The 16,246-nt window shown below is 63.8% G+C and carries 7 protein-coding genes; 4 read left to right on the top strand and 3 right to left on the bottom strand.

The features are described 5' to 3' along the window. Positions 1-120: 120 nt before the first annotated feature. From VCS63_RS14810 to VCS63_RS14820, 3 genes are all read right to left on the bottom strand, one after another. A complete protein-coding gene (locus VCS63_RS14810) occupies positions 121-1,413 on the bottom strand; it encodes an ATP-binding protein (RefSeq protein WP_323880192.1) in 1,293 nt (430 codons plus the stop codon). After that, the gene (locus VCS63_RS14815) at positions 1,406-2,107 is read right to left on the bottom strand and encodes a response regulator (RefSeq protein ID WP_063640555.1); all 702 of its coding nucleotides are present in this window, start codon (positions 2,105-2,107) and stop codon (positions 1,406-1,408) included. Before VCS63_RS14815 ends, VCS63_RS14810 begins: the two co-directional genes overlap by 8 nt. A gap of 206 nt (positions 2,108-2,313) precedes the next feature. Next, a complete protein-coding gene (locus tag VCS63_RS14820; RefSeq protein WP_063640554.1) occupies positions 2,314-3,441 on the bottom strand; it encodes a branched-chain amino acid ABC transporter substrate-binding protein in 1,128 nt (375 codons plus the stop codon). Between the two features lie 316 nt (positions 3,442-3,757). Here VCS63_RS14820 and VCS63_RS14825 point away from each other — a divergent pair, with 316 nt between their 5' ends. The 4 genes from VCS63_RS14825 (at position 3,758) to VCS63_RS14840 (ending at position 16,211) form a co-directional block, all read left to right on the top strand. Then, positions 3,758-4,354, top strand: a complete 597-nt coding sequence (locus VCS63_RS14825) for an RBBP9/YdeN family alpha/beta hydrolase (RefSeq protein ID WP_063640890.1) — start codon at positions 3,758-3,760, stop codon at positions 4,352-4,354. Positions 4,355-5,083: 729 nt separating this feature from the next. Further along, positions 5,084-12,688, top strand: a complete 7,605-nt coding sequence (locus tag VCS63_RS14830) for a type I polyketide synthase (RefSeq protein WP_323880194.1) — start codon at positions 5,084-5,086, stop codon at positions 12,686-12,688. Between the two features lie 7 nt (positions 12,689-12,695). Beyond that, complete coding sequence (locus VCS63_RS14835; protein WP_323880196.1) at positions 12,696-14,036, top strand: aminotransferase class I/II-fold pyridoxal phosphate-dependent enzyme; 1,341 nt, start codon at positions 12,696-12,698, stop codon at positions 14,034-14,036. Between the two features lie 219 nt (positions 14,037-14,255). Further along, a complete protein-coding gene (locus VCS63_RS14840) occupies positions 14,256-16,211 on the top strand; it encodes a capsular polysaccharide biosynthesis protein (protein ID WP_416379196.1) in 1,956 nt (651 codons plus the stop codon). Positions 16,212-16,246 lie beyond the last annotated feature (35 nt).

A 16,246-nucleotide genomic window follows, 5' to 3' on the forward strand; every position in this document is an offset into this window, starting at 1 on the left:
GAACTGCCGTCATGCTAGCCACGCGCCTGCCCGCGATCTTTCCCGCTTTGTATGGAGTTTGTGAAGATTGCGGCGGCGGTTTGTGAAGTTTGTTTACGTTGTGCGCGGCCGCGGCAGCCGTCAGACGGTCTTCCAGCTGATCACGAAGCGCGCGCCGCCCAAGGGGCTATCGCTGGCCTGCACCGTCCCATTGTGCCAACGGGCCACCCGGCTCACGATGGCCAAGCCCAGCCCCACCCCGCCCGTGCCGCGGTCGCGGCTTTCGTCCAGGCGGATGAAGGGTTCAAAGACGCGTTCGCGGTCGGCAGGCGCAATGCCGGGGCCATCGTCGTCCACGATCAACACATACTCGCGCACGCCGGGGCTGATCAGGCTGACCTGCACCTGGCGCCCGGCATGCCGGATGGCGTTCTGCAGCAGGTTGAGGAGCGCGCGCGTCATGTAGCGCTGATGCAGGTGCACTTCGGCCACCTGGCACAGCGCGACCTCACAACGCACACCCGACACTCCAGCCTCGAATCCGGCGTGCTGCACCACCGAATCCAGCCAGCCGCGCGCGTCCTGCGCTTGCAGCGCCACGCCGTCGCCCTTGTGTTCGAGCCGGGCATACATCAACAATTCGGAGGCCATGGCGTCCAGCTCGGCCACGTCGCTCTTCATTTCTTCGACCAGCCGCCTGCGCGCGGCGGGGTCGTCCTCGCGGTCCATCATGTCCAGTTCGAACGACAGGCGCGCAATCGGCGTGCGCAGCTCATGCGACACCGCATTGGTCAGGTCGCGCTGGTTACCCACCAACGCGCTGATGCGGTCGGACATCTGGTTGAAGGTATCGCCCAGGTTCCGGATGCTGGAATGCCGCGACAAGCGCGCCCGCGCCTGCAGATCGCCCTGCCCCATGCGCTGGGCCGCGGTTTTCAGCGCTTCCAGGTCGCGCCATATGGGCAGCGCCCAAACCAGCATGAATGCGCACAGCAGCAAGCCCAAGGCGGAATACACCGCCGCCATCAACCACGGCCCGATGGACGGTTCGGGCGGGAGCTTGACCTCCAGCCACTGGCTGCCCGGCCCGGGAATCGCTGCCACGAAAGTCTGCTGCTTGTCCCGCACGAAGAAACTGCCGGAATCCACCATGGCGCGCTCTTCCTGGGTAGCGCCGTAGCTGTTCGCGTCGGCCACCTTGAGCGCCAAGCCATAGTAAGGAGCCAGCGCATCGCGCACATGCGCTTCGCGCTCCGAGGGCGGCAGGCGGGCAAGTTCCTGCACCAGGCTGTGAATCTGGCCGCGCACCGCTTCGCGCGTATAAGCGTCGCTGACGGGTTCGAAAAAGTAGTTGGCGGACCGGTCCACGACTTCATTGGAAATCACGAAGCCCACCGCCAGCACCACGAACAGCCGCAGGACAAACTTAAGCATCACCGCCCTCGTGCGCCTTGGGCGAGAACAGATAGCCCTTGCCCCACACGGTCTTGATGCGCGCGGGGTCGCGCGGATCGTCATCCAGCTTGCGCCGAAGCTTGCTGACGCAGACATCGACACTGCGGTCCAGCCCATTGAACTCGATGCCGCGCACGGCGTTGAGCAGGTCGTCCCGGGTCAACACCTGGCCGGCCTGGCTGGCCAGGGCCCAGAGCATCTCGAACTCCATCGTGGTCAGGTCCACCTCGGAGCCCGCATGGACCACGGCACGCGTGCGCCGGTCTATGGTCAGCGGCCCGAACTCCAGGCGCTCCGGCGGCTCGTCCAGTTGGCTGTGCCGCCGCAGCAGCGCCCGCACGCGCGCCAGCAGCACGCGGGGCTCCACGGGCTTGATCACGTAATCGTCCGCGCCAGACTCCAGGCCCAGGATCTGGTCCAGGTCGTCCTCGCGGGCCGTGAGCATCAGAATGGGCGCCGACGAAAATGCGCGCAGGTCGCGGCAGACCTGGAGCCCGTCGCGGCCGGGCAACATCAGGTCCAGGATGGTGATGGCCGGATCGTGCCTGCGGAAAGCCTCCACCGCGTGATCGCCGCGGTAGGCCTGGGCGACATTGAACCCGTGCTGCTCCAGGAACTGCGCAATCAGGCGCGACAGTTTCGGATCGTCTTCGACTAACAAGGCCTTGGTCATGGTGTCCAGACAGAAAAAGTGAGATCGATGGCGCCGCATTCTACGCAAACACAGCGGGCGGGCGTTCGACCGGGACGCCCACAGCCGGTTCCCCGGCACGGCATGCAAACGAAAACCGGGCCGGAAGACTATTGCTTCCGGCCCGGTTTACCTGGGACCATCAAGTGGTTCCGCCGGGGTCGTGGGCGCAAGGCCCACGGGCAGATTTACTTGTAGACGGTCTTGGATCCGTCCTTGTGCCAGGTGAACACGTCGAACTGGAAATTCGTCAGGTCGCCTTGCTTGTTCCAGGACACCTTGCCGATCGGCGTATCGAAGGAATTGGCGTGCAGGTATTTGGCGACCTTGGTCGGGTCGTCGCTGCCCGCGCCCTTGATGCCATCCGCGATGACCTGGGTCGCCGTGTAGGCGGTCATCTGGAAGGCGCCGCTGGCGTTGCGCTTCTTGGCTTCGAAGGCCTTGACGATGTCGGCATTGGCGGCATTCTGGGTGAAGTCGGCCGGCAACGTCAGCAACATGCCCTCGACGGCGTCGCCTGCAATGGCGTTGATGTCCGGGTTGCCCGTGCCTTCCGGACCCATCCACTTGGCCTTCACGCCCTGTTCGGCCGCCTGGCGCAGCAGCAGGCCCATTTCGGGGTGGTAGCCGCCGTAGTAGACAAAGTCCACGCCCTGGCTCTTGAGCTTGGTGATGACCGCGGAGTAGTCGCTGTCGCCGGCGTTGATGCCTTCGAACACGGCGACGGCCACCCCGCCCTTCTCCAGATCGTTCTTGACCGCGGTGGCGATGCCCTGGCCATACGACTGCTTGTCGTGCAGCACGGCGACCTTCTTGGGCTTGATCTTGTCCAGGATGAACTTGGCAGCGGCAGGGCCCTGCTGGTCATCGCGGCCGATGGTGCGGAAGATGAACTCGTAATTCTTGCCGTCGGTCAGCGCCGGCGACGTGGCCGACGGCGTAACCATGACCACGCCTTCGTTGTTGTAGACGTCGGCGGCGGCGATGGTGGCGCCCGAGCAAACATGGCCCACGACGAAACCGATCTTGCTATTGACCACGCGGTTGGCGGCGACCGGGCCTTGCTTGGGTTCGCAGCCGTCGTCGATGACGACGGTTTCCAGCTTCTTGCCATTGATGCCGCCAGCGGCGTTAATGCGCTCGACCGCGGTATCGACCCCTTCACGGACCATATCGCCATACTGTGTGACCGCGCCGGTGGTGGGGCCGACGACGCCGATCTTGATGGTTTGTGCTTGCGCTCCCGTCGCAAACGCCAGGCCGGCCGCGACGCCCAGCGCTGCAATGACCGGGGTCAGACGAAATACTGGCTTCATGTGTGGACTCCTCTAATGATTTGTAATCGTTAGTTTTTGCACCGTAGCGGACGCCGGATCATCTCCAGGCCAAGCATGCCTGCTGGACTGCCCTTTGCAGGGGTTTCGGCCCTGGTCACGCCCGGTTGCATTGCGATTGCACGGCAAGCATACACTGAAAAATCGCCCGTTTTAGGGCCTGCGCCATGCCAGTTTCCGGCGCCTTCCGCTTATTGCGCCGCGGCATCCATTCCGGCCTGGCTTATGCCTGCGGCGATATATGCAAAAGACCATTTATTCGTTTGCGCGACAAGGCACGAGCGGCATCATGGCCGCCATGAGACTCCAACCGATTATCGTCCCTGGCTGGAAAAACTCCGGGCCCGAACACTGGCAATCCCGCTGGGCGGTACTGCTGCCTCACGCGGTGCGCATTGAACAACGGGACTGGGAAAATCCCGCCGCGCCTGAATGGATTGCCACGCTCGCCGCCGAGGTCGACCGAGCGCGCAGCCCCGTGCTGCTGATCGCCCACAGCCTGGGCTGCCTGATTAGCGCCGCGTTGCCCATCCCCTTGCGCGCGAAGGTCGCTGGCGCCTTGTTGGTCGCGCCCGCCGACGTGGAGCGGCCCGACACGCCGGATTGCCTGCGAGGCTTCGCTCCGGTTCCCTGCCAGCCGCTGCCCTTCCAGAGCGTCGTGGTGTCCAGCGACAACGACCCCTACTGTCGCCTGGAGCGTGCCCGCGCGTTCGCCCAGGACTGGGGCAGCCGGTTCGTCGTGCTGCCGGGCGCCGGCCACATCAACGCGGACAGCGGCCTGGGCGACTGGGCCCAAGGCCTGAAGCTGTTCGGCGCCCTGCGCCGCCGAGCCACCTGGCGCATTCCCACGCCTCCCAAGCGCATCCCTCCGATTCCCCTCTGCGACGCGCCTTGACCGGATCGTTCCGGAACGGCCTCGCCGCCGGGGCGCCGCAGCACCGCAAATCCGTCGCATCCGACGCTCGAAACATGACGGGCGGGAGGTATTGCGGACGCAGGAATCGTCCCCGGATACAAGTATTACGATAATTGTTGACCATTTCCTGCAAACCTTTCAGGTCAAAACCGCCGGGGTGACTTTATTTTGCGGTGTTGAAGCGTTTTGATTATCTTTGCTCCGAAATTGTTACAACTGATTGATATACTCGCGGCCGGGATACTTTTCGGGGACAGGCATTTCGAAGCTGCAATTCGGGCAAGCCCCTGCCCGTCTCATCCATGCAGCAGCAGCGACGGCTGCGCCTGATACACATAGTAAAACTTTCATATGTCACAACGGCCTACGTACATCTGGCACGACGGTCGGACCGCAGCAGCGTCCCCCCGGTGTCAATGTGCCTTGAGGCCCGACTGCCGGCGACGATCGACACATAAGAAATGAAAATGCAAAGCAATACAAGCAAGCGCCTTCAGCGGCGCACGGTTAATACACGCGGCGACAAAGCCCTTCAAGCGGCGGCAAGACAGGAGTTTCTCTCAATTTCGGGCCAGAGCATCCGCGCCTGACCGATCGGCGCGCGTCACGTTCCCGGCCTGCCGCCGGAGCCCGCCATTTCGATACTCCTGACGATTCCACCGCACTTTTCATTTCCCGCCGCCGTTCGACGGGCTAGAAGGACACTGCATGCGTAAGCGCGTTGCCGTTATCGGACTTTCGTTCCGATTCCCCAGCACCACCAATGACAGCTACTGGCCAGCTCTGCTTGAAGGCCGCGACCTGGTGACACAGGTCGCCCAAGACCGCTGGTCCAGCGACGCGTACCTGCACCCCGCCAAGGAGCATCCCGGCACCGCCTATACCTTCGCCGCGGGTTCGATTGGAGATGTCGCCGGCTTCGACGCCGGGTTCTTCGGCATTTCCCCGCGTGAAGCGGCCTTGATGGATCCGCAACAGCGCCTGCTGCTGGAAATGAGCTGGGAAGCCATGGAAGATGCAGGCGTCCCGCCGTCCACCCTGCGTGGCTCCAATTGCGGCGTCTATATCGGTATCGCCAGTTCCGACTACGCCTACCGCATGGCCGAAGACCTGGGCGCCGTCGACGCCTCCATGGCGACCGGCAACACCGCCAGCATCGCCGCGAACCGGCTGTCGTACTTCTTCGACCTGCGCGGACCGAGCATCGCCATGGACACCGCCTGCTCGTCATCCCTGGTCGCATTCCACCAGGCCTGCCGCGCAATCGTTTCCGGTGAATGCACCCAGGCGCTGGCGGGCGGAGTCAGCCTGCACCTGCATCCTTACGGATTCATCACCTTCTCCAAGGCGTCCATGCTGTCGCCTCGCGGCCGCTGCAATGTTTTCGATGCGTCGGGCGATGGCTACGTGCGTTCCGAAGGCGGTGGCGTGTTCCTGCTGAAGGATTATGACCAGGCCGTCGCCGACGGCGACAATATCCTGGCCGTGGTCGCTGGTACCGCTGTCAATACGGACGGCCGCAAGTCCGGCCTGACCGTCCCCAGCGTCGACGCCCAGACCGCCCTGATGCGCCAGGCCTACGAACAGGCCGGCATTTCGCCTGCGGATATCGACTACCTCGAAGCGCACGGCACGGGCACCGCGGTCGGCGATCCGATCGAAACGCGCGCGATCGGGCTGGCGCTGGGCCAGCCCCGCGGCAAGCAGACTCCCCTGCCCATCGGCTCGGTAAAGAGCAATCTGGGCCACCTGGAGGCCGCTTCGGGCGTGGCCGGGCTGGTCAAGGCGCTCTACGTGTTGCGGCATCGGGAAGTGCCTGCCACCATCGGCATCAAGACCCTCAACCCCAAAATCGAGTTCCAGGACTGGAACCTGGACGTCGTCACCCAGAACCGCAAGCTGCGCCCCAGCGGCAAGCTGGTGGTGGGCGTGAACTCGTTCGGCTTTGGCGGCGCCAACGCTCACGTAATCCTCGAGAGCGCCGCGCCCGCAAGTCCTGCCGCCGAAGGCAAGATGGCAAAGACCGCGCCGATTCCCGTCGTGGTCTCGGGCAAGTCCGCCCAGGCCCTGAAAGACGCAGCCCGCTTGATGGCCCAGACCCTGCGCGACCAGCCCGCCAAGTTCCTGTACAACGCCGCGTACCACGCCGCCATGCGCCGCGACTGGCACAACGAGCGCGCCGTGGTCTTCGGCACCCAATGCAACGCCGTCGCCGACCTGCTGCAGCAATTTGCAGAGGGCGGCGACACTAAATCCGGCGTCGTCGAGGGCAGCGCTCTGCCCGCCGCTCGCGGCCCGGTGCTCGTCTATTCCGGCAATGGCTCGCAGTGGGCCAACATGGGACGCCGCCTGCTTGCGGATCCCGTCTTCTCTGCAGCCATCGATGAAGTGGACTCGTTGTTCTCCGGCTATGCCGACTTCTCTTTGCGCAAGGAACTCGCCGGTGAAAACGGCGACGACCGCTATGTGCGCACCGAAGTCGCCCAGCCGGCGCTGTTCGCCCTGCAGGTCGGCATTACCCGCATGTTGGCGCAGCGCGGCGTCGTGCCGTCCGCGGTGATCGGCCATAGCGTCGGCGAAGTGGCCGCCGCCTGGGCGAGTGGCGCGCTGACCCTGCCCGACGCGGTTCGCGTCATCTTCCAGCGCAGCCGCCTGCAAGGCCAGACCAGGGGCCAGGGCCGCATGACCGCCGTCGGCATCAGCGGCGAAGAAACCCTGGCGCTCATTACGGAACACAAGCTCGGCGCCAACCTGTGCGTGGCCGGCTTCAACAGCAGCCGCGGCGCCACCGTCGCCGGATCTCCCGAAGCCCTGGACGTGCTCGAGGCAGCGCTGGCGGAACAATCGCTGTTCCATCGCCGCCTGGATCTGGATTACGCCTTCCATAGTCCGGCGATGGATAGCATCGAAGCCGGAATCCGCGAGTCGTTGGCGGACATCCAGCCGCGCTCGGGCGCCGTGCCTTTTTATTCCACGGTCACGGGCGCGCTCCTGGACGGCGCGGAGTTGACCGCCGACTACTGGTGGCGCAACGTGCGCCTGGCCGTTCGCTTCGAGCAGGCCGCAAACCAGTTGACCGCCGAAGGCAACAATATCTATGTTGAAGTCGGCCCCCATCCGGTACTGCGTTCGTATCTCAATGACGCCCTCAAGACCGCGGACCAGCAAGGCCGCGTGTTGAGCACCGCCACTCGCGGCGGAGACGATCCCGAAAAGATCTGGAACGCCGCCGGCCAGGTTATCGTCAGCGGCGGCCATCTGGACCTGCAGTCGCTGTTCCCCTGGACCGGATCCCCGGTCGAGTTGCCTACCTACCCCTGGCAGCGCGAACGCTACTGGCATCCCGTTACCACCGAATCCCTCGGCCTGCTCACGCGCCGCCAGGTTCACCCGCTGTTGGGCTACCCCATGCAGCAGCATGAGCACACCTGGGAAAACCGGCTGGATACGCAATCCCACCCGGTGCTGGCTGACCACGTTGTCGGCGACGCAGTCGTTTTTCCCGGCACGGGCTTCGCCGAAATCGCCCTGGCGGCCGCGCTTTGCTGGCAAGACGGCGACGGCGCCGAACTCGAAGAACTCGAGATCCATGCGCCGCTGCTGCTCAACGCCGCGCCCAGCAAGGTCACGCGCTTCCTGCTCGATGACAGCGACGGCCGCTTCCGCATCACTGCCAAAGACTCCGGCAGCACCGAGCCCTGGGTCAAGCACGCCAGCGGCCGCCTGCTGCGCGAGCCCCGCCTGTCCCGCCTTACGCAGCTGGCGTTGCTGTTGCCCGAGCGTCCGCCCGATTTCACCGGCGAGAGCCACAACGCGCTGACGCGCGCGGTAGGCCTGGACTACGGCCCGGGCTTTCAAGCAGTGAAACATGGGTGGCTGGAATCCGACACCAGCGCGCTCGCCGTGCTGGAAGCGGACCCCAGCCTTGCTGGCGAACTCGGCGCCACGCGCCTGCACCCCGCCCTGCTGGATTGCGCTTTCCAGCTCATCATCCAATTGCTCAGGAACGACCCGGCGATGCATCTTGGCATTGCCTACGTGCCGTCCAAGATCGGACGCCTGAGCCTGCGCGCCAACGCCGGCCAGCCCGCCGCGGCGCGTGTACGATTGGAACGCCGCGCGCCGCATTCCCTCACGGCCAGCTTCGAGCTCTACAACGCCGAAGGCGTGCAGATCGCCGCCGTGGAACAGGCCCGCTTCCGCAGCATCCGCCTGCGCAAACCCGCGGCTGACCATCTGAGCTTTCTTGACACCGTCGCCACGCCGCGTCCGCAGACGCCGTTTGGCCCTAATCCTATCGATGGCACCGGACTGCGCGCCGCGTTGGCTGATGCTATCGAGCAATGCCGCGACAGCGGGTCGCACGCGCGCTACGCGGAAGAGGTCGATCCGCTCCTTGAAAGCCTGTGCTACAGCTTTGCGCTTGATGCGCTGCGCGAGATCGCGCCTGACGGCAAGCATGTGCCCCAGGCCCTGATCACCGAACTGAGCCGCCATGCGCCGGAATCCGCGCCGCTCCTGCAGCACATCGTCGATCGCCTTACCGCTGCTGGCTATGTCGAAGCCCAGGCGTCCGGCCTGGACCTGCCCGCCAGCGACGGCGGCGAAGGCGGTACCAGCGACATCTGGAATACGCTGCTGCGCGAGTATCCTGACTATGCGCAGATCGTCCACGCGGTCGGCCGGATCGGCCTGCACCTGCCCGCCTTGCTGCGCGGCGAAGCCGCCTTTGACGATATCTGCCCGCGCGCCACCACGCCGGCCGTCATCAACCACAGCCTGCTGGGCGCCGCCAGCGGCCAACGCCTGGGCACGTCCCTGCGCGCCGCACTGGCTCAGGCCCAGGCCGCGCGCCTGCCCGGCCAGCGCCTGGCGGTCATGGAAGTGAGCGGGGCCGCGCCGCTGTTCAATTTCAGTTGCTGCGATACGCTCGACTTCAATGTGGCCGACTATTGCTACGCGTCGACCAACGCCGATATGTTGGAGCACGTCAGCCACCAGCATGCCGAGCGCTACCCCAACGCCAGCATCCAGCCTATCGGCGACGCGGCCGAAGGCGCGCTCCCGTGCCATGATCTGGTCATCTTCCATTCCGACTTCGATACGCTGGACGTGACCCGCAAGGCGCTCAAGCACGCCCGCGCCAGCCTGCGCCCCGGCGGCATCCTGTTGTTCTGCGGCGCTCATCCGGCATCGTGGGCGGATTTCGTCTTCGGCGGCCGTCAGGAATGGTGGCAAGCTGGCGAACAAGGCGAACAACTCTCGACTCAGCAACCCGCCGGGTTCTGGCAGGCAGAGCTTGAAACCCTCGGCCTGCTGTGCGGCGACTGCCTGGAGTTCACGCAATCGCCGGCCACCGGCGCCTACCTGCTGACCGCCCGCCTGGACGCTGAGCCTGTTGCGACGCCAGCTATGGCGACGAGCGAGCCCGCTCACTGGCTGATCCTGGCCGATCGCAATCCTGAACAAGGCGCCGGCCTCGCCCAAGCCTTGCAGGCCAGTCTGAGCGCCGCCGGCCATCGGGTCCGCCTGGAAACCGGCGTCACGCCGCAGACACTGGACAGCCTGCTCGCAGACGATGCCGCGGGCCCGGTACAGCACGTGGTGCACCTGCAGCGCCTGGCCTGGACAGATACGCACGAAACGCCGGACGCGCTGCTGGCAAAGCAGACGCAACGATGCGCCCTGGCTGCCGCCATCATCCAGTCGTGCGAACGTCTGCAAGTGCCGGCAACGGTATGGCTCATCACGGCCGACGCCGCTCAGTATCTGCGCGCCGAGCCGCAAGCCGCCAATATGCATGCGCTCAATGACGCGTCGCTATGGGGCTATGGCCGCACGCTGGCCAACGAGGCCTCCAACTTCCGTATCCGCATGGTTGACGTGCCGCTGGCGCAGGCCGGTCGCATGGCCGATGCCCTGGCCCGCGAACTGACCTGCGCGGACGACGAAGACGAGGTGCTGCTTGGTGACGGCGGCGAACGGTATGTCCCGCGCTTGCGGGTCGTCTCCCGCCCCGCCGCCGCAACCCCCGCAGCAGCCGAGGCGCAGGCCGTGCGCCTGGGCTTCGAGTTCCCCGGGCAATTGCGCAACCTGCGCTGGGAAGCCTGCGCCGCCCCTGCGCCCGCCGGCGACCAGCTGGAAGTGCGGATCGAAGCCACGGGCCTGAACTTCCGCGACGTGATGTATGCGTTGGGCCTGCTGTCCGACGAGGCCATCGAAAACGGGTTCGCCGGCCCGACGCTGGGCCTGGAATTCGCCGGCACGGTCACTCGCGTCGGCCCCGATGCCGTCGGCTACAAGGAAGGCGATGCCGTGGTCGGCTTCGGCCCGGCCAGCTTCGGCGACCGCGTCCTGACCCGCCCCAGCGCCATCTCGCATATACCCGATGGCTTCTCGTTCGAAGCTGCGGCGACCATCCCCAGCACCTTCTTCACGGTCTACTACGCACTGCATCACCTTGCGCGCCTGGAAGAAGGCGAGAAGATCCTGATCCACGGCGCCGCGGGCGGTGTCGGCATAGCCGCCATCCAGTTCGCCCAATGGCTGGGCGCGGAAATCTACGCCACCGCCGGCTCGGACGAAAAGCGCGACCTGCTGCGCCTGCTGGGCGTGCGGCATATCTACGACTCCCGCTCGCTGTCCTACGCTGACGAAATCCTCGCCGACACCGACGGCCGCGGCGTGGACGTCGTGCTCAATTCCTTGGCGGGCGAAGCCGTCAACCGCAACCTGCGCGTGCTCAAGCCGTTCGGCCGATTCCTCGAATTGGGCAAGCGGGACTTCTACGAGAACACCCGTATCGGCCTGCGCCCCTTCCGCAACAACATCAGCTACTTCGGCATAGACGCCGATCAGTTGATGAACGAGCGCCCCGAACTCACCCAGCGCCTGTTCGCGGAAATGATGGCGCTCTTCCGTCAAGGCGCGCTGCATCCGCTGCCCTACACCGTCTTCGACGCCAACGACATCGTTGACGCCTTCCGGTACATGCAGCAAGCCAGACAGATCGGCAAGATCGTCGTTACCTACCGCAATGGCATCAGCAGCGTCCATCAGGCCGCAACGCAAGCCGCCAGCGGCCTGACGCTGCCGGCCGACGCCAGCTACCTGGTTACCGGAGGGTTGGGCGGTTTCGGCCTGCGTACGGCGCAGTGGCTGGCGGATCACGGCGCGCGCAACCTGATCCTGATCAGCCGTAGCGGCCCAGCCAGCGAGGCCGCGCAGGCTGCCATCACTGCATTCGAAGCCCAGGGCGTGCGCGTGCACGCAGCGGCATGCGACGTCACCGACCGCGCCGCGCTGGCCAGCGTGCTGGCGCAGACGGCAGCCACGATGCCTCCGCTAAAGGGCGTGGTCCACGCTGCCGTCGTCATCGACGACGGCCTGGCCCGCAGCGCCACGGCCGAGCAGATCCACCGCACCCTGGCCGCCAAGGTGCTGGGCGCCCAGCACCTGCATGAACTTACGCGTGGCCTGCCCTTGGATCTGTTCATCTGCTACTCCTCTGCCACCACGCTGTTCGGCAACCCGGGACAAAGCAATTACGTCGCCGCCAACGCCTGGCTGGAACGCCTGGCCGCCCAACGCCGCGCGGAAGGCCTTCCCGCCACCTGCGTGCGCTGGGGCGCGATCGATGACGTCGGCTTCCTGGCTCGCAATGAGAAAATCAAGGAGGCCTTGCAAGGCCGCATGGGCGGTGGCGCGCTCGCGTCCCAGGTCGCCCTGGACGCTCTGGGTGCCATGATTGCGTCCAACGCTTCCGGCCTCGGCGTGCTGGAACTGGACTGGCGCGCATTGAGCCGCTTCCTGCCCACCGCAGGCCTGCCCAAGTTCTCCGACATTGCCCGCCACGCCGGCGACGGCGGTGACGACGACAGTAACGCGGACGACATCGCCCACCTGATCGCCACGCTTGACGATGCCGCCCTGCACGAACGCTTTACCGAAATGCTCAAGGCCGAGATCGGGGAAATCCTGCGCGTGGCGCCCGACAAGATCGAAGCGACTCGATCGGTCTACGACATGGGGCTGGACTCGCTCATGGGCGTGGAGCTGGTCATGGCACTGGAGAACCGATTCGGCATCCGTCTGCCGGTCATGGCGCTCAATGAGAGCCCCACGCCGGCCAAGCTCGCCGAACGGCTGGTGCTGCTGCTGCGCGACGAACATGAGGCTGGCGACGCCGTCGCAGCCAGCGTTCAGCAAGTCGTCGCCCACCACGCTGCCGAGGTCACGTCTGCCTCGGTGTCTGAATTCGTCGATGAAATCAAACTCAACGGCAGCCTTCCCAAGCAACGCATGATCCAGTAGGCAAGAAGTGAGTACAGTAAAGAAGCTACCCGGCCTTGCCACTGGCATCAAAGACAGACTCATCCAGCAAGCACTGGAGCGCAAACTGCGCCTGGCCGCCGCACCCGCGGGCCAGGCGCCCGCGCGCCCCGCCGAAAAGAAAGCCGAAATCCCTGAGGAACACTACCGGTTCCACCTGCATCCCGGCTACCAGCAGCTGCGCATCATCAACGACGGCGCGAGCCGCCTCGGCGTCAAGAACCCCTTCTTCAAACTGCACGAAGGCACAGCGGGCGCCGGCACCCAGATCAGCGGTAGCGGCTACATCAATTACGCCAGCTACAACTACCTGAACATGTCGGGCGACCCGGTCGTCACCGCCGCCGCCAAAGCCGCGATCGACCGCTACGGCACCTCCGTCTCGGCCAGCCGCCTGGTCTCCGGCGAACGCCCGGTGCATCGCGATCTCGAAACCGAAATCGCCGCCCTCTACGGCGTCGACGACGCAATCACCTTTGTCAGCGGTCACGCGACCAATGTTTCCACCATCGGTTATCTGTTTGGCCCACGCGATCTCGTCCTGCACGACGAGCTGATCCACAACAGCGTCCTGCAAGGCATCCAGCTGTCCGGCGCGCGCCGCCTGCCCTTCCCCCATAACGATTGGGAAACCCTCGACGCGATCCTGCAAGAGCAACGCCATCAGTTCGAACGCGTCCTGATCGTGCTGGAAGGCATCTACAGCATGGACGGCGACTACCCCGACCTGCCTCGCTTCGTCGAAATCAAGCAGCGCCATCGCGCCTTCCTGATGGTCGACGAAGCTCATTCTCTCGGTGTCATGGGCGCGCGCGGCTACGGCATCCGCGAACACTTTGGCATGGACGGCAAGGACGTCGACATCTGGATGGGCACCCTCAGCAAGACGCTCGCAGGCTGCGGCGGCTATATCGCCGGCGAAACGGCGCTGGTGGAACATCTGAAGTTCCTGGCGCCCGGATTTCTATATAGCGTCGGCATGCCGCCCAGCGTAGCGGCAGCGTCCTTGGCGGCGTTGCGGCGGATGAAGGAACTGCCGGATCGCGTCGCGACGCTGCAGGCACGGGGCAGGTTCTTTCTGGAACAGGCCAAAGCAGCCGGCATCAACACCGGGACGAGCACAGGATTGGCCGTGGTGCCGGCGATTACGGGGAGTTCGTTGAAGGCGACGCGCGCCTCGGCCGAATTGTTCAAGCAAGGGATAAACGTGCAGCCGATTCTTTATCCGGCTGTGCCGGAGAAGGCCGCACGGCTACGGTTTTTTATTTCTTGTATGCATACGGAAGAGCAGATTCGGTCGACGATCACCGAGTTCGCAAAACTTCGATAGATCCTAACGACGCCTCTGCCGCGGCAATCCGCAATCGCGCCGCCTAACTTCCTGGCATCGACTGGATGATCTCCGTAGTGCTTGACCCTAACTCACATTCAAGGACTTCAGTTGTACGGCACTTTCTCCCGAACACTGTCTCGCCTGCCCGGCATACAGGCGTTACTCGGCAAGCCCATCGTATGGCTACGACCCGGTACTCGTCGCGTGCCCGCAGGCGTGACCGAAATCGCGGGATGGGGGCTCCGCCCCAGCACCGTGCGGCCACGGCAATGGGCTGCGCGACACGATCTGCCATTTGTGACTTTGGAAGATGGATTTCTCCGGTCACTCCGACATGGTAAGCAGCACCCCAGCTTATCGCTGGTGGTTGATGAAGACGGCATTTATTATGCCGCCAGCGCTCCGTCAACACTGGAAAAGCTGCTAGCTTCCGATGTTGACTTGCTAGCCGGGCCCGGCGCCGACGCCAAGCACGCAAGAGAACTGGTTCAACGCGCAAAGCTCAGCAAGTACAACCTTGCACCCGATCTGGATCCTTCCCGCCTGTCGCGGGGGCGTCCACGCATCCTGGTCGTTGATCAAACACGAGGTGACGCCGGTATCACTCACGGCTTGGCTGATGAAGCCACATTCCGGCTGATGCTCGCGCGTGCCAGACAAGAGAACCCGGATGCAACGCTTTACATCAAGACTCACCCCGAAGTCAGCGACAAGGTGAAACGTGGATACTTCAGCAATTCAGATGCTGACGCACGGACGGTACTACTACGCGACCCCATCAACCCAATGAGTCTTGTCGCGCACATGGACCGTGTTTATGTGGTGACGTCGCATCTCGGCTTCGAAGCGCTACTCGCAGGCACCCCCGTGTCGTGTTTTGGAATGCCCTGGTATGCGGGATGGGGCGCAACTCAAGATGAGCAGCACTCGAATCAACGGCAACGACACCGAAGCATTGACGAGTTATTTGCTGCGGCCTATCTACACTACACGCGCTATCTGAATCCAGTTTCAGGAAGTCGTGGCACGATCTTCGACGTCATTGAATGGTTGCAAGTCCAAAGAGCCCACGCGGCGCGCAATACGGGCCGCAGCATTGCTATCGGTTACCGGCGCTGGAAGGCCGAAAACGTCCGCCCATTTCTACATAGCGATCCTAAGTCGACATACTTTGTTCCGCACGCCGAAGCGGCAGCTCAACTGCAACCGTCAAAATCTGATCGCCTCATCATCTGGGGTGCAAACGTCAAACCAGAAGTCGAAGCCCTTGCGACAAAAACCGGCGCGACATTGCTCAGGATGGAGGACGGCTTCGTTCGCTCTGTTGGCTTAGGCTCGGATTTCGTTCCGCCCGGATCACTTGTCCTTGACCGACGAGGCATTTATTTTGATCCACGTACACAAAGTGATCTTGAGTATCTGCTGAACACCCGCACCTTTGACGCTAAAGACCTGCGACAGGCTCGCATCGTCCAGGACCTAATCGTCGAGCACGGAATCACCAAGTACAACATTGAGCGTCGCGAGGCCCCTGCTTGGGCTGTCAGCAAGCAACGTGTCGTCCTCGTGCCCGGCCAGGTTGAAGACGATGCATCGGTAGTGCATGGCTGTGAATCCGTACGAACCAATCTCGGTTTGCTCGCTCAAGTTCGCGTCGCTTGCCCGGACGCGTTCATTGTCTATAAACCGCATCCCGATGTCGCAGTCAAAAACCGAAATGGCAAAGTGCATGGCGCCGATGCCCTTCGATACGCAAACGCCATTGAAACAACTGTGTCGATTATCAGTTGCATTGAGGCCTGTGATGAAGTGCACACGATGACATCTCTTACGGGATTTGACGCGCTACTACGAAACAAGCGGGTCACCGTCTACGGCCGTCCGTTTTACGCAGGCTGGGGCTTGACTGTTGATATGCTCTCCATCCCACGACGAGACCGTAAGTTAACGCTTCACGAGTTGGTTGCGGGAGCCCTAGTGCATTACCCAATATATTGGGATTGGAATCTACAAGGCTATACAACATGCGAGGCTTTGATCAGGCAGTTGGTAAAGCGTCGAGATGCGCTTTCAGCGGAGCCGGGGGGCGCGTCGTTGCATATGAATTTTAGTCGTCGCCAACTGCACAAAATAAGACTCTGGGCTCGTGCGGGTTTCTTCCTAAAACGCTAATTATCAGTAGAATCACGATGTCTTTCAAACTGCGG

The organism is Achromobacter sp. D10 (assembly GCF_035282245.1).
Taxonomy (GTDB): domain Bacteria; phylum Pseudomonadota; class Gammaproteobacteria; order Burkholderiales; family Burkholderiaceae_B; genus Achromobacter; species Achromobacter insolitus.

Bases quoted from the DNA above. Each gene is read 5' to 3' on its own strand.
- VCS63_RS14820 (WP_063640554.1), bottom strand. From the start codon at position 3,441: ATGAAGCCAGTATTTCGTCTGACCCCGGTCATTGCAGCGCTGGGCGTC.
- VCS63_RS14815 (WP_063640555.1), bottom strand. From the start codon at position 2,107: ATGACCAAGGCCTTGTTAGTCGAAGACGATCCGAAACTGTCGCGCCTG.
- VCS63_RS14830 (WP_323880194.1), top strand. From the start codon at position 5,084: ATGCGTAAGCGCGTTGCCGTTATCGGACTTTCGTTCCGATTCCCCAGC.
- VCS63_RS14825 (WP_063640890.1), top strand. From the start codon at position 3,758: ATGAGACTCCAACCGATTATCGTCCCTGGCTGGAAAAACTCCGGGCCC.
- VCS63_RS14810 (WP_323880192.1), bottom strand. From the start codon at position 1,413: ATGCTTAAGTTTGTCCTGCGGCTGTTCGTGGTGCTGGCGGTGGGCTTC.